The sequence below is a fragment of the Streptomyces sp. NPDC056486 genome (genome assembly GCF_042795295.1).
Classification (GTDB): domain Bacteria; phylum Actinomycetota; class Actinomycetes; order Streptomycetales; family Streptomycetaceae; genus Streptomyces.
Genome location: NZ_JBHTSF010000060.1, coordinates 1 through 13,330, shown reverse-complemented (window position 1 = coordinate 13,330; position 13,330 = coordinate 1). Strand labels below are relative to the sequence as shown.

Below are 13,330 nucleotides of genomic sequence, written 5' to 3'. Positions count from 1 at the left end.
GTCATGGTAGCGGCGCGGATCACGGTCAATGGAAAAGAAGCACCGATTTCACCGGCTGCGACCCACACCACAGCACTGGATTTCCTGCGCGAGCGCGGCCTCACCGGCACCAAGGAAGGCTGCGCCGAGGGTGAATGCGGTGCTTGTTCGGTCCTGGTGGCCCGTCCCGGAGTGAACAAGCCCACCGACTGGGTGGCTGTCAACGCCTGCCTGGTCCCTGCCGCGGCCCTCGACGGTCAGGAGGTCATCACCTCCGAGGGTCTCGCCTCCGCCGGTGAAGCCGGCACGCGGCCCGCGCTCCACCCGGTGCAGGAGGAGATGGCCGTCCGCGGCGGCTCCCAATGCGGATACTGCACACCGGGATTCATCTGCAGCATGGCCGCTGAGTACTACCGGCCTGACCGCTGCGCGCACGCGGACTCGGCCGAAAGCACCGAATCGGCCAACAGCACCGACACCGTCGACCGCACCGACGCCGAGCACGGTCCGAACGGGTTCGATCTGCACGCGCTGAGCGGAAACCTCTGCCGCTGCACCGGATATCGCCCGATCCGCGACGCCGCGTTCGCGGTCGGTACGCCCACCGACGAGGACCTCCTTGCGCGGCGTCGCGAGCAAGCCGCGCCCGCACCGGCTGCCACCGAATACGCCCAGGACGGCAGAGAGTTCCTGCGCCCGAGCACCCTGGCGGAAGTACTGCGGCTGCTGCGTGACCGGCCCGACGCCGTAGTGGTTGCCGGAAGTACCGACTGGGGCGTGGAGGTGAATATCCGCTCCCGGCGGGAGAATTGCGTGGTCGCCATCGACCGTCTGCCCGAACTGAGGGAACTGCGGGTCGAATCCGACTACATCGAGATCGGGGCGGCGCAGACGCTCACGGAGATCGAACGCCGCCTCGACGGCCGCATCCCGCTGTTGGCAGAGCTGATCCCGCAGTTCGCGTCCCGGCTCATCCGCAACAGCGCGACCCTCGGCGGCAATCTGGGTACCGGATCCCCGATCGGTGACAGCCCGCCGGTGCTGCTCGCCCTTGAGGCGTCGGTGGTGCTCGCCGACGCCGACGGTGAGCGCGAGATCCCCCTGTCCGACTACTTCACCGGCTACCGGCAGAGCGTGCGCCGTCCCGGCGAGCTGATCCGCGCCGTGCGCATCCCGCTGCCACTGTCGCCGGTCGTCGCCTTCCACAAGATCGCCAAACGACGCTTCGACGACATCTCCAGTGTCGCGGTCGCTTTCGCGCTCGACATCGAGGACGGGATCGTCCGCAAGGCACGCATCGGCCTGGGCGGCGTGGCCGCCACCCCGGTCCGCGCCATCGCCGTCGAGGCCGCCCTGGAGGGCGAGCCGTGGGCGGCGCCGACCGTCGAGGCCGCGGCCCAGGTGCTGCGGGCCCAGGGCACGCCCATGGACGACCACCGCGCCAGCGCGGACTACCGTTCCGCGATGCTCGGCCAGAGCCTGCTGAAGCTGTACGCACGAACCACCGAGGCGGCGTCGTCATGAGCGAGTTGTCCGAGCGCCCCGAAAAGTCCGTCGTCGGTGTCTCCATGCCGCACGAGAGCGCTGCCCTGCACGTGACCGGCGCCGCGCTCTACACCGACGACCTGATCCATCGCACCAAGGACGTGCTGCACGCCTACCCGGTCCAGGCCATGAAAGCCCATGGCAGGATCACCGCGCTGCGCACCGAGCGCGCGCTCGCCGTCCCAGGTGTGGTCCGCGTGCTGACCGTCGCCGATGTGCCCGGTGTCAACGATGCCGGGATGAAGCACGACGAACCACTGTTCCCCGACACCGTCATGTTCTACGGTCACGCGGTCGCCTGGGTGCTCGGCGAGACCCTGGAGGCGGCCCGGCTCGGTGCCGCGGCCGTGGAGGTGGAACTCGACGAACTGCCCTCCGTCGTCACGCTGCAGGACGCGATCGAGGCCGGCAGTTTCCACGGTGCCCGGCCCGTGATGCTGACCGGCGACGCGGAGGCCGGCTTCGCGGACTCCGCGCATGTGTTCACCGGCGAGTTCCAGTTCTCCGACCAGGAACACTTCTATCTGGAGACGCACGCGGCGCTGGCCCTGGTCGACGAGGCCGAGCAGGTCTTCGTCCAGAGCAGCACTCAGCATCCTTCGGAGACCCAGGAGATCGTCGCGCACGTTCTCGGCCTGCACAGCCACGAAGTGACCGTGCAGTGTCTGCGGATGGGCGGCGGTTTCGGCGGCAAGGAGATGCAGCCGCACGGGTTCGCGGCCATCGCCGCGCTCGGCGCCAAGCTGACCGGTCGGCCCGTTCGGGTGCGACTCAACCGGACGCAGGATCTGACCATGTCCGGCAAGCGCCACGGGTTCCACGCCCAGTGGAAGATCGGCTTCGACGCCGACGGCCACATCCAGGCCTTGGACGCCACCCTGACCGCGGACGGCGGCTGGAGCCTGGATCTGTCCGAGCCGGTGGTGGCTCGCGCGCTGTGCCACATCGACAACACCTACTGGATTCCCCACGCGCGCGTCGCCGGTCGTATCGCCAAGACCAACAAGGCCTCCAACACGGCCTTCCGCGGCTTCGGCGGACCGCAGGGCATGCTGGTGATCGAAGACATCATGGGCCGGTGCGCGCCGCTGCTCGGCCTGGACCCGATGGAGTTGCGGGAGCGCAACTTCTACCGTCAGGGCCAGTCGACGCCGTACGGACAGCCGGTCACCCAGCCCGAACGGATCTCCGCCGTCTGGCAGCAGGTCAAGGAGAAGGGCGGACTCGCCGATCGCAAGCGCGAGATCGCCGCCTTCAACGCCGCGCACCCCCACGCCAAGCGGGCAGTCGCGATCACCGGCGTGAAGTTCGGGATCTCGTTCAACCTCACCGCCTTCAACCAGGGCGGCGCGCTGGTGCTGATCTACAAGGACGGCTCGGTCCTGATCAACCACGGCGGCACCGAGATGGGCCAGGGCCTGCACACCAAGATGCTGCAGGTGGCCGCGACCACGCTGGGTATCCCGCTGCACAAGGTGCGCCTCGCCCCCACACGTACCGACAAGGTCCCCAACACCTCGGCCACCGCGGCGAGTTCCGGAGCGGATCTCAACGGCGCGGCGGTGAAGAACGCCTGCCAACAGCTGCGCGAGCGGCTGCTGGAGGTGGCCGCCACCCAGTTGGGTTCGAGTGCCGCGGATGTACGCATCGTCGAGGGCGTCGCCCGCACCCTCGGCAGCGACAAGGAGCTGGCCTGGGACGAGCTGGTGCGCACCGCGTACTTCCAGCGGGTTCAGCTGTCGGCGGCCGGCTTCTACCGGACCGAGGGTCTGCACTGGGACGCGAAGTCTTTCAGCGGCACGCCGTTCAAGTACTTCGCCATCGGCGCCGCGGCGGCCGAGGTCGAGGTGGACGGCTTCACCGGCGCGTACCGCATCCGACGGGTGGACATCGTGCACGACGTCGGCGACAGCCTGTCCCCGATGATCGACATCGGTCAGGTCGAGGGCGGGTTCGTGCAGGGCGCGGGGTGGCTGACACTCGAGGACCTGCGCTGGGACACCGGCGACGGACCGAACCGCGGCCGTCTCCTCACCCAGGCCGCGAGCACGTACAAGCTGCCGAGCTTTTCGGAGATGCCCGAGGAGTTCAACGTGACGCTCCTTGAGAACGCCACGGAAGAAGGCGCGGTGTACGGGTCCAAGGCGGTGGGTGAGCCTCCGTTGATGCTGGCGTTCTCGGTCCGGGAAGCCCTTCGGCAGGCCGCTGCCGCATTCGGGCCGAGCGGGGTCAGCGTCGAGTTGGCCTCGCCCGCGACGCCGGAGGCGGTGTACTGGGCGGTCGAGGCGGCTCGCCAGGATGAAGGCTCCCGGACCGGGGTGGCCCCAGCCGCCCACAACGGCTCTGCCACCAGCGGTCTCGCCGCCAACGGCAAGATCCGTACCGACGCAAAAACATTGAGCGGTGCCTGACATGACGTGGGTCGCCGCGGTCGCACGGTTGCGAGCACGCCGGGAGCCCGGCGTCCTTGTGACCGTCGCAACCGTGCGCGGACACGCCCCGCGCGACGCCGGTGCGAAGCTCGTGGTGGGGGAGGCCGGGGCGTGGGGCTCGATCGGGGGCGGCAATGTCGAGGCCGTCGCGATCGATCGGGCCCGCGAGATGATGGCCGCCTCCAAGCCGGAGCCGGAGCTGATGGACTTCGCCCTGAACGAAAAGGTGACCAACCAGCACGGCGTACAGTGCTGCGGCGGCACGGTCTCGGTGCTGCTCGAACCGCTCCCGGTGGTACGGGCGGTGGCAATCTTCGGCGTCGGGCACGTCGGTCTTGAGCTGGCGCGCATCCTGGCACGTCAGGACCTCGATCTCCATCTGATCGACACGCGCTCCGACATCCTCACCGAGGAGCGGCTCCAGGTCCTTGCGGACGCGGTGGGTCAGGTGCACGTGCATCACGCACTGCTGCTGCCCGAGGAGGTGTTGTCGGAGTTGCCGCGCGGCACCCACGTCCTGATCATGACTCACGATCACGCCGAGGACGCCGCTCTGTGCGACGCCGCTCTGCGTACCACCCATCTCGGCTCCATCGGCCTTATCGGGTCGGCGGCCAAGTGGGTGCGGTTCCGTAAACGCCTCACCACCGAGGGCGGTCACGACGAGGCCACCATCGATCGGATCAAGACGCCGATCGGCCTCGCGGACGTCACAGGCAAGGAACCCGCGACCATCGCGGTGAGCGTCGCCGCCGATCTGCTGCGCACCTTCGAGGCCGACGGGAACTGACCCGCCGACCGGGTCGACACCGATCGGCAACGGATCGAGAGGGCCCCGCATCGATGCGGGGCCCTCTCGGCACGGCCTCGGGCGGTCTGCCGCTCGCTCGGCGTCAGCCGATGTCCCAGGCCATGCGGAAGCCGAGGTTGCCCGCGGAGCTGTCGACGGTGTTCGCGGTGCGGGCGGCGACGCGGTACCGGTTGCAGTACGAGTCGTGGCAGAGATAGGAGCCGCCTCGCATCGCACGACGGTCGGGATGACTGTCCTGCCAGGGGTCGGCGGACCACTCCCAGACATTTCCCGCGACGTTGTAGAGGCCGAACCCATTGGGCTCGAAGGCGTCCACAGGTGCGGTGCCGGCGAAGCCGTCGGCTTCGGTGTTGCGGAACGGAAAGGTGCCCTGCCAGATGTTGCAGCGGTGCTCCCCACCCGGCGTGAGTTCGTCGCCCCAGGGGTAGCGGGCCTGGTCAAGGCCTCCGCGTGCGGCGTACTCCCACTCCGCCTCGGTGGGCAATCGCCCTCCGGCCCACCGGCAGAAAGCGGTCGCGTCTCGCCACGTCACGTGGATCACGGGATGGTCCCAGCGGCCGTCGAGGCGACTGTCCGGCCCTTCCGGTCTGTTCCAGAGGGCACCTTGGACGCCGCACCACCAGAGGGTTCCCGGCGGGCGTGGTGACGTCTTGCGCAGCGGGCCCGGCAGGAACTTCGCGAACACGTAGCTCCAGCCGAACCCCTCCGCTTCGGTGACGTAGCCGGTCTGCTCGACGAAGGCCGCGAAGCGGGTGTTGGTGACCGCGTGTGCGTCTATGGCGAAGGGCGGGACCGATACGTCGCGGACGGGCCCTTCGCCGTCACCGGGGTTCGCGTCCGCGTCCTCGCTGCCCATGCGGAAGGTTCCACCGGGGAGAGAGATGCGGTCGGCGTATCCGGCGTACTCGGCGTTTTCGGCGTGTGCGGGGCGGCACGCGGCCGTGCCGGAACGAACGGCTCCTTCGTGCGTGTCGGGCAGATCGCGCGCCTGCGGCTTCGGGCCGGAGGGGGCGCAGCAGCTCTTCATGGGGAGGCTCATTTCCGGCCCGTGGTCCAGGACTACTTGCTGTACGCGTTCGTGTAGAGGTCGCCTGTGTAGTACTCATCAGGGGCCGGGTTGTCGTCCAGCTGCTTGTTGCGGACGAAGAAGTCGCCCAGCGTCTTCAGCCACTTGTCCACCTCGCCGCTCTTGGTCTTCGCGGCCAGGTCCTTGGTGGAGAGGGTCTGGACGTGCGAGGCGTCGGCCCTGGCCTGGGCCTCGGTGACCTGGAGCATCTTGGCGGTGAGCGTGATGGTCTCCTCGGGGTGCTGCTTGCGCCAGTCGTTTGCCTGCTGCAGCACCTTGATCACCTTGCTGTTCTTCCCCTCGGGCACCTTGGTGCCGGCGACGAACGCGGTGGGGAAGGCGTCCCCGGTGTCCTTGGTGCTGGCTATCTCCTCGAGGCCCGGGACCTTCTTCTTGATGGTGTCGATGGCGGGGTAGAAGAAGCCCGCACCGTCGATCTTCCCGGAGGAGAAGGCGGAGACGATGGTGGACGGGTCCATGTTGACCTTCTCGATGTCCTTCGTCGTCATCCCGGCTTTCGCCAGGGCGATGTTGAGGACCATGTCACCGGAGGTGCCCTCGGGCACACCGACCCGCTTGCCCTTGAGGTCCTTCATGGACTTGTTGCCGGGCTGGCCGATGACCCGGTCGGCGTACGTGAGGGTGTTGATGGCGACGACCTTGGCCTTGCCTGAGGCGGGCAGCCACATCGCGCCGGGGCCGATGTAGCCGTAGTCGAGGTTCCCGGCGCTGAGCGCCTGGACCTGCACCGGACCGTTGTTGAACGACTTCACCTGTGCGGTCAGGCCCGCCTTCTTCCACATCCCCTGCTTCTCGGCGATCGCAAGCAGGCTGGCACCGTTGTAGTCACCGATGTAGCCGAACCGGACCGTGTTGTTGTCCTCGGAAGCGCTGTTGGAGCAGGCGCTGACGGAGAGCGAGAGCATGAACGCGACGGGCAGCGCCGTGACGGCGTGCCTGATCGACCTTCTGGGCATGCGGAATGTCCTCTCGGGGTGGTGCACGGGGTTGGTTGTACGAAGTGCCCGGGACGGTGGGTCAGGCGGCGGCCTGGGGCGGGGCTTCCTGGTGGTAGACGGAGGTCCACACCTCGTTGCGGATGTGCCGGAACTCGGGCGAGAGCCGGATCTCCTCGGTGCGGGGGTAGGGCAGATCCACGTCGATGACGCGGTGGATGCGGCCGGGCTTGGCGGCCATGACAACGACCCGGCTCGCAAGGTAGACGGCCTCGTCCACGTCGTGGGTGATGAAAAGGACGGTGCGCTTCTCCTGGCTCCAGGTCTCGAGCAGTTGGTCCTGCAACTGCACCCGGGTCAGGGCGTCGAGCGCACCGAACGGCTCGTCCATGAGCAGCACTTGGGGATCGACCGCGTACGCACGGGCGATGGCGCAGCGCTGTTTCATTCCGCCGGAAAGCGTCTTGGGCAGGGCGTCGGCGAAGTCGCTCAGGCCGACGAGGCTGATGGCCTGATCGGTGCGTCGGCGTCGCTCCACGGCCGGTACGGAGGCGAGCTTGAGCCCGAACTCCACGTTCTGCCGCACGGTCAGCCAGGGGAACAGGGCGTACTGCTGGAAGATGACCCCGCGGTCGGGGCCGGGGCCTGACACCGGCGTGCCGTCGACCAGGACGCTGCCCGAGTCGGGCTCCTGCAGTCCCGCGGCCATGCTCATCAGGGTGGACTTGCCGCAGCCGGAGGGGCCTACGACGGTCACGAACTCCTGGTCAGCGATGTCCAGGCTCACCCCGCCGAGCGCGGTGAAGGTCGAGTCCTTCAGCGGGAAGGTCTTCACCACGTCGCGGAAAGTGATCTTGCTGTTCATCGTCGCTCCTGCCAGCCGGTGAGGCGTCGCTCGGCCAGCAGCAGTAGCCGGTCCATGATGAGCCCGAGCACGCCGATCGTGATCAGGGACACGAAGATCGTGTCCATTTCGAACCAGGTGGACGCCTTCTGCATCCGGTAGCCCAACCCCTCCTGGGCACCGATGAGTTCGGCGGCGACCACGGTGGCCCAGGACGCCCCGAGGCCGATCCGCATACCGACGAGGATGAACGGGGTGGAGGCGGGGACGACCACCTTGGCGAAGATCGTGCGGTCCGACGCACCGAGCACCCGGGCCGCGTTGATCAGTGTCTTGTCGACGTCGATGACACCCTGGAAGGAGGAGAGGACGCAGGCCATGAACGAGGCCAGGAAGATCACGGCGATCTTGGGCACCTCGCCGATCCCGAGAAGCACGACCGCGAGCGGAATGAGCGCGAGCGGCGGGATGGTGCGGAAGAACTGGATGTACGGCTCGACCAAGGCGCGCACGGTGGGATACCAGCCCATGAGGAAGCCGACCGGCACGGCCACGGCCACGCCGATGGCGTAGCCGAGAAAGACCCGGCGCAGGCTGGCCGACGTATCGGACGCCAGGGTGCCGTCGGAGATCATGGTGCCGGCCTTCTGCGCCACCGCAGTCGGCGTGGGCAGGTTCTCGACCAGGCCCAGGGCGGCCACCACGCCCCATACGGCGATGCCCGCCGCCACCGCGACGGCGTTGAGGAGCAGGGGCCGGTGCCGGGAGCGGCGCGGTTGCTCCTTACGCCCCTCGGTGGCCGTCTTGTCGACAGGAGTGATCACAGCCATGGGTTCCTCGCTGGTGGCTTCACGCGTTCTCCTCGGAGACGGGCTGCGGGTAGTGGGAGAGCAGGGGGGATTCATGGAGAACGAGGGCGATGCCGCCAAGCGCGCTGCCGGCCTCGCCGAGCGTCGCGCGCCGTACGTCCACGTGCCGGCGGGCCAGTGGCATCAGCTGCTGCCGCAGGGCCCGTTCGACTGGTTCGAGGAGGGCGGGGCCCGCCTCCGCCAGCTCGCCGCCGATGACGATGACGCCCGGGCCGACGGCATGACAGACCGCGGCAAGGACCCCGCCGACGTCGTTGCCGACGTGCTCGAGCACGTTCAGGGCGGACGGTTCGCCGGCGGCGGCTGCGTCAAGGAGTCCAGTGAGGTCGTCGGCCCGGCCACCGGCTTCGCGGTAGCGGTTGAGGACCGCGTCGAGCGAGGCGCGGGTCTCCAGACAGCCGGTCCCGCCGCATTCGCACGGTCTGCCTGCCGGGTCCACGGTGATGTGCCCGAACTCGCCGGACAGGCCGTTGCGGCCGCGGTGCAGCGCGCCGCCCACGACAAGGCCGCCGCCGACGCCGTGCGACAACCGCAGGTAGAGCACGTCGCTGCTGTCCGCCGCCGCGCCCCATACGGCTTCGGCGAGCGCCGCGAGCCGGGTGTTGTTGTCCAGGAGCACCGGCACACCGAACTGTTTGCGCAGCAGGTCCGGCAGGCCGTCGATGCCCTGCGCGCGGGCGTTCTCGCTGCCGGGGTCGGTGATCGGTCCGACCACGCCTACGCCGATCGCGCTGAGCGTGTCGAGGTGGACGCCGCCTGCCCCGTCATGCCGCTCACGCCCGTCTCGCACGCTGCCGCCCATCGACCCCACGGGTGATCCGATGGCCGACGTGGCGAGAAGACGCTCCGCGATCTCGATCCGCTCGGGCCAGGACAGGTCCGCGGCATGGGCCTCACTCGCCGAACCGATCACCTCATGGGCGAAGTTGACCGCCGCGACATGCACGGCACGGCGCGCGAAGTCGATGCCGACCGCCTCGCCCGCGGCCGGGTTGAGGCTGAGCTTCTCCACCGGCCGGCCGCGCTTGCGCACCTCGACATGCGGTGTGCCCGCGACCACGGAACCATTGCCCAGGAGCCCGGCGACGATGTCATGGAGCGTGGTTCGGGACAGCCCGCTGCGGTCGCCCAACTCGGCGCGGCTCAGCGGACCGTGCTTGCGGAGCAGCTCGAGAACAGCTTGCTCATGGCTGCGTCGAAGCCGCGTCAGCGGGCCGTCGTGTTCGTGCATGCAGGACAGCATGTGAGTGCCGAGTATTTTCGTCAATGAGTCGAAACAAATTGTTCATGTGAATGCCACACCGGCAAGAGGCTCTTCATCGACACCGGCCTGACCTGCTGACACGTACGGGCAGGTCCGCCCGGAAATCCGGCCGCGAGGCCCTTCGGCGGCGCGCGACGAGGGTCATGCGCCCTGATGGGCTACCTCTGCGTGTTTTACGTACGTACTCTTGACTTAAATGATCGCCGGGTCGGAGCATGCGTCGGACGGCACCATCGGGCACGCACCGGAAGCCACTTCACACACCGGAGACCGCGTCACGCTCCCAAAGCAGCAGCGTCGGCCACCCCGAACCGGCTTCCGTCGAGGCGTCATGACGGCGTGCCAGACATCCAGACGTCCGATGCGTCGGCCCGCCCCGGCCGACGCGCGAGCCGGACCGACCGACCCGAGAGGCCCTCCGTGCGCCACAACATGCTCTTCCTGATGACCGACCAACACCGGGTGGACACCCTGGGCGCGTATGGCAACCCGCACACGCGGACACCGAACCTCGACCGGCTCGCGGCCGATGGCACACGCTTCGACAGCTTCTACACCCCCACCGCCATCTGCACCCCGGCGCGCGCGAGCCTGCTCACCGGGGCGGCGCCGTTCCGGCACAAGCTGCTCGCCAACTACGAGCGCAACGTCGGCTATCTGGAGGACCTCTCCGACGGTCAGTTCACCTTCTCCGAGCAACTGCGTTCCGAGGGCTACAACCTGGGCCTGGTCGGCAAGTGGCACGGCGGCGTGCGGCGCAACGCCGCCGACTACGGCTTCGAGGGCCCCGACCTGGTCGGCTGGCACAACCCCGTGGACCACCCCGACTACCTCGCCTACCTGGCGGAGAACGACCTGCCCCCGTACCGCATCACGGATCCGGTGCGGGGCACGACACCCAACGGCAGCCCCGGAAACCTCCTTGCCGCCCGACTCCACCAGCCGGTCGAGGCCACCTTCGAGTACTACCTGGCCACGCGCACCATCGAGATGCTCCGTCGCTTCGCCGCGCAGGAGGACCACGGCGGTGGGGCACCGTTCTTCCTGGCCACCCACTTCTTCGGCCCGCACCTGCCGTACATCCTCCCGGACGCGTACTACGACATGTACGACCCCGATCTGGTCGAACTGCCCGCCTCCGTGAGTGAGACCTTCGCGGCGAAACCGACCGTGCAGCAGAACTACAGCAAGCTGTGGGCCTTCGACACCATGACGCTTGAGGAGTCGCGGAAGCTGATCGCCGTCTACTGGGGCTATGTCACGCTCATCGACGAGCAGATCGGCCGCATCCTCGACGCGATGCGCGAGCTGGGCCTGGACGAGAGGACAGCGGTCTTCTTCACCGCCGACCACGGCGAGTTCACCGGCTCCCACCGGCTGCACGACAAGGGTCCTGCGATGTACGAGGACATCTACCGCATCCCCGGCCTGCTTAAGGTCCCCGGCGCCCCGCAGGGTCAGGTGCGCGAAGAGTTCGTCTCTCTCACCGACTGCACCGCCACCATCCTCGACCTGGCGGGCAGCAAGACCGGGCCGGCCGTGGACAGCCGCAGCCTGCTGCCCCTCGTACGTGGCGAGCACCCCCAGTGGGACGAGCACCACCTCGCAGAGTTCCACGGCCACCACTTCCCCTACCCGCAGCGGATGTTGCGCACCAGAAGCCACAAATTGGTGATCAACCCGGAATCCCGCAACGAGCTGTACGACCTCGACGCCGACCCCGACGAGCTGCACAACCGCCATGACCACCCCGAAATGCGGGGCATACGCACGGCACTGACCCGGCAGCTGTACGACCTGCTCCGTGAGCGCGGCGACAACTTCTATCACTGGATGACGCCGATGTACGACGTGGAGACGGACTACGACACGACCCTCTCCGCGTTCGAGACCGGCGGCCTCGAAGCATGTCCGACGGCGAAGAGTGCCGAACGCCCCAACTGAATTTCCACAGCCCGGTGTTCTCGACGACAGACGACAGACGACAAAGGATTCGCTACTGATGACCAGATCCGAGAACGGAACGCACATCGGCCGACGGTCCATGCTGGTCGGCATCGCCGGCTCCATGGGGGTGGCCGCACTGCCCTCGGCCACTGCCCAGGCGCTGCCCGCACTGCCCGAGGAGGCCGCATTGCCCGCGGAGACAGCGGCGACGAAGCATCACAAGCATCACCCGTCGAACTGGCCCGACCCCAAGCCGTACGGCGTCGCGGATGCCCGCGAGGACTTGTGGCCGCGCGAGGACAACTCCTTCGTCCTGCCCCTCGAACTCCGTCCCCGCGACAAGGAGCTCGGCCGGGTCTGGATGCGCGACACCTACGTCAACTGCTTCGTCGTCGACGGCCGTCCGCTCTACGTCGCCACCGGCACCACCCGCGTGCCCGGCCTCACGGCGGCAGGCCCCTGGAACGACGGCATCTTCGTGTGGACGGCACGGTCCCTGCACGGCCCGTGGAAGCTGGCCGACACCACCGGCATCCGGCCCGGTGCCGAGCGCGGCAAGGTGTGGTCCCCCGAGTTCGTCGGGGAGAACCGCCCCGGTCGCACCGTCGTCGCACCGTGGCAGGAATACTGGTACGACGACGGCCAGTTCGGTAAGCGTGCCAATGCGTGGGCGCCCGAGCTGCACTACTTCCGCGGCAAGTGGTACATCGTCGCGTGCATGGGCGACCACTCCCAGAAGGTCGGCTCGTTCCTGCTGGTGAGCGAGGGCGGGGTCGCGGGCCCGTACCGTCTCGCCGAGGGCAACCTCGACAAGCCCTTCGGTGAGTCGTTCATCGGCGGACCGTCGTTCATCAAACCCGGCGCCTACCACCACATCGACGGCGGCCTCTACTCGGAGGGCTCCGACGCGTGGCTGGTGCTGCACAACAACCTCTACGCCAAGTTCCGCCCCGACATGGAGGACATCGTCACCACGACGAACCTCCCGGTGTTCAAGCAGACGCCCTACACGCCCGAGCCGTACCTCGAGGGCGCCTACGTTTTCAAGCACGGCGGCAAGTACTACCTGGTGCACGCCGCGTGGGACCGCACATCGATCGATGCCTACGGCAGCCCCCGCTACGCCTACGACGTCGGGGGCGCCGGCCGGACGCAGTACCAGTACGACGCGATCGTCGCCGTGGCGGACCGTTTCGAAGGCCCCTACTCCGAGCGCTGGACCGCGGGCGTGGGCGCCGGGCACAACAACTTCTTCACGGACAGCGACGGAGACCTGTGGGCGACCTTCTTCCGCAACCCGGCGTTCGGCTACTGGGCCGACCCGTCCCGCGTCGATGACGCCGCGGTAGCCGGTGTCGTACGCCTGGAGTGGACCGGCCCGAAGGGCAACCGCCTGTACGTACGGCGCCAGAGCCGGAGCCAGAGCCAGACCCAGAGCCAGACCCAGAGTTAGAGATTCAGCAGCGCCAGGCTCTGCGACAACCCTGCTCAGGGAATCAGGACAGCCCGCCCCCGTACCCGGCCCTGACGCAGCAAGCCGAGCACTTTCGGCGCCGAGGACAAGGGGAACTGCTCCGTCTCTACCTGGAGCGCTCCTGAGCGGGCCAGGGCGACGAC

General features: G+C 68.4%; 10 protein-coding genes. 5 read left to right on the top strand and 5 right to left on the bottom strand.

Annotated features, from left to right (window positions below; genetic code table 11):
- Positions 1–3: 3 nt before the first annotated feature.
- The 3 genes from ACFQ7F_RS23450 to xdhC are packed head-to-tail and all read left to right on the top strand — an operon-like array spanning position 4 to position 4,746.
- Positions 4–1,503, top strand: coding sequence for a xanthine dehydrogenase small subunit (locus ACFQ7F_RS23450; RefSeq protein WP_383273442.1), 1,500 nt, complete (start codon positions 4–6; stop codon positions 1,501–1,503).
- Positions 1,500–3,935 (top strand): xanthine dehydrogenase molybdopterin binding subunit, encoded by a 2,436-nt coding sequence (gene xdhB, locus ACFQ7F_RS23445; protein WP_383273440.1) that lies wholly within the window; start codon positions 1,500–1,502, stop codon positions 3,933–3,935. Before ACFQ7F_RS23450 ends, xdhB begins: the two co-directional genes overlap by 4 nt.
- 1 nt (position 3,936) lies before the next feature.
- Complete coding sequence (gene xdhC, locus ACFQ7F_RS23440; RefSeq protein WP_383273464.1) at positions 3,937–4,746, top strand: xanthine dehydrogenase accessory protein XdhC; 810 nt, start codon at positions 3,937–3,939, stop codon at positions 4,744–4,746.
- A 103-nt stretch (positions 4,747–4,849) separates the two neighbouring features.
- Here xdhC and ACFQ7F_RS23435 read toward each other — a convergent pair whose 3' ends face one another.
- The 5 genes from ACFQ7F_RS23435 to ACFQ7F_RS23415 form a co-directional block, all read right to left on the bottom strand.
- Complete coding sequence (locus ACFQ7F_RS23435; protein WP_383273438.1) at positions 4,850–5,806, bottom strand: formylglycine-generating enzyme family protein; 957 nt, start codon at positions 5,804–5,806, stop codon at positions 4,850–4,852.
- A gap of 20 nt (positions 5,807–5,826) precedes the next feature.
- Positions 5,827–6,810 carry an aliphatic sulfonate ABC transporter substrate-binding protein gene (locus ACFQ7F_RS23430; RefSeq protein WP_383273436.1) on the bottom strand — a complete coding sequence of 328 codons (984 nt, stop codon included), beginning with the start codon at positions 6,808–6,810 and terminating at the stop codon, positions 5,827–5,829.
- A gap of 61 nt (positions 6,811–6,871) precedes the next feature.
- Entirely contained in the window at positions 6,872–7,654 is a 783-nt protein-coding gene (locus ACFQ7F_RS23425; RefSeq protein ID WP_383273434.1) for an ABC transporter ATP-binding protein, read from the bottom strand.
- The gene (locus ACFQ7F_RS23420; protein ID WP_383273432.1) at positions 7,651–8,463 is read right to left on the bottom strand and encodes an ABC transporter permease; all 813 of its coding nucleotides are present in this window, start codon (positions 8,461–8,463) and stop codon (positions 7,651–7,653) included. The genes ACFQ7F_RS23425 and ACFQ7F_RS23420 overlap by 4 nt, the downstream gene beginning before the upstream one ends.
- 19 nt (positions 8,464–8,482) lie before the next feature.
- Positions 8,483–9,745, bottom strand: coding sequence for an ROK family protein (locus tag ACFQ7F_RS23415; RefSeq protein WP_383273430.1), 1,263 nt, complete (start codon positions 9,743–9,745; stop codon positions 8,483–8,485).
- 453 nt (positions 9,746–10,198) lie between these two features.
- Here ACFQ7F_RS23415 and ACFQ7F_RS23410 point away from each other — a divergent pair, with 453 nt between their 5' ends.
- The gene (locus ACFQ7F_RS23410; RefSeq protein ID WP_383273462.1) at positions 10,199–11,710 is read left to right on the top strand and encodes a sulfatase-like hydrolase/transferase; all 1,512 of its coding nucleotides are present in this window, start codon (positions 10,199–10,201) and stop codon (positions 11,708–11,710) included.
- 58 nt (positions 11,711–11,768) lie between these two features.
- Complete coding sequence (locus ACFQ7F_RS23405; protein ID WP_383273428.1) at positions 11,769–13,166, top strand: family 43 glycosylhydrolase; 1,398 nt, start codon at positions 11,769–11,771, stop codon at positions 13,164–13,166.
- Positions 13,167–13,330: the final 164 nt, after the last annotated feature.

Coding starts and splice junctions, on each gene's coding strand:
- ACFQ7F_RS23450 (WP_383273442.1), top strand. CDS start 4: ATGGTAGCGGCGCGGATCACGGTCAATGGAAAAGAAGCACCGATTTCA.
- xdhB (WP_383273440.1), top strand. CDS start 1,500: ATGAGCGAGTTGTCCGAGCGCCCCGAAAAGTCCGTCGTCGGTGTCTCC.
- xdhC (WP_383273464.1), top strand. CDS start 3,937: ATGACGTGGGTCGCCGCGGTCGCACGGTTGCGAGCACGCCGGGAGCCC.
- ACFQ7F_RS23435 (WP_383273438.1), bottom strand. CDS start 5,806: ATGAGCCTCCCCATGAAGAGCTGCTGCGCCCCCTCCGGCCCGAAGCCG.
- ACFQ7F_RS23430 (WP_383273436.1), bottom strand. CDS start 6,810: ATGCCCAGAAGGTCGATCAGGCACGCCGTCACGGCGCTGCCCGTCGCG.
- ACFQ7F_RS23425 (WP_383273434.1), bottom strand. CDS start 7,654: ATGAACAGCAAGATCACTTTCCGCGACGTGGTGAAGACCTTCCCGCTG.
- ACFQ7F_RS23420 (WP_383273432.1), bottom strand. CDS start 8,463: ATGGCTGTGATCACTCCTGTCGACAAGACGGCCACCGAGGGGCGTAAG.
- ACFQ7F_RS23415 (WP_383273430.1), bottom strand. CDS start 9,745: ATGCTGTCCTGCATGCACGAACACGACGGCCCGCTGACGCGGCTTCGA.
- ACFQ7F_RS23410 (WP_383273462.1), top strand. CDS start 10,199: ATGCTCTTCCTGATGACCGACCAACACCGGGTGGACACCCTGGGCGCG.
- ACFQ7F_RS23405 (WP_383273428.1), top strand. CDS start 11,769: ATGACCAGATCCGAGAACGGAACGCACATCGGCCGACGGTCCATGCTG.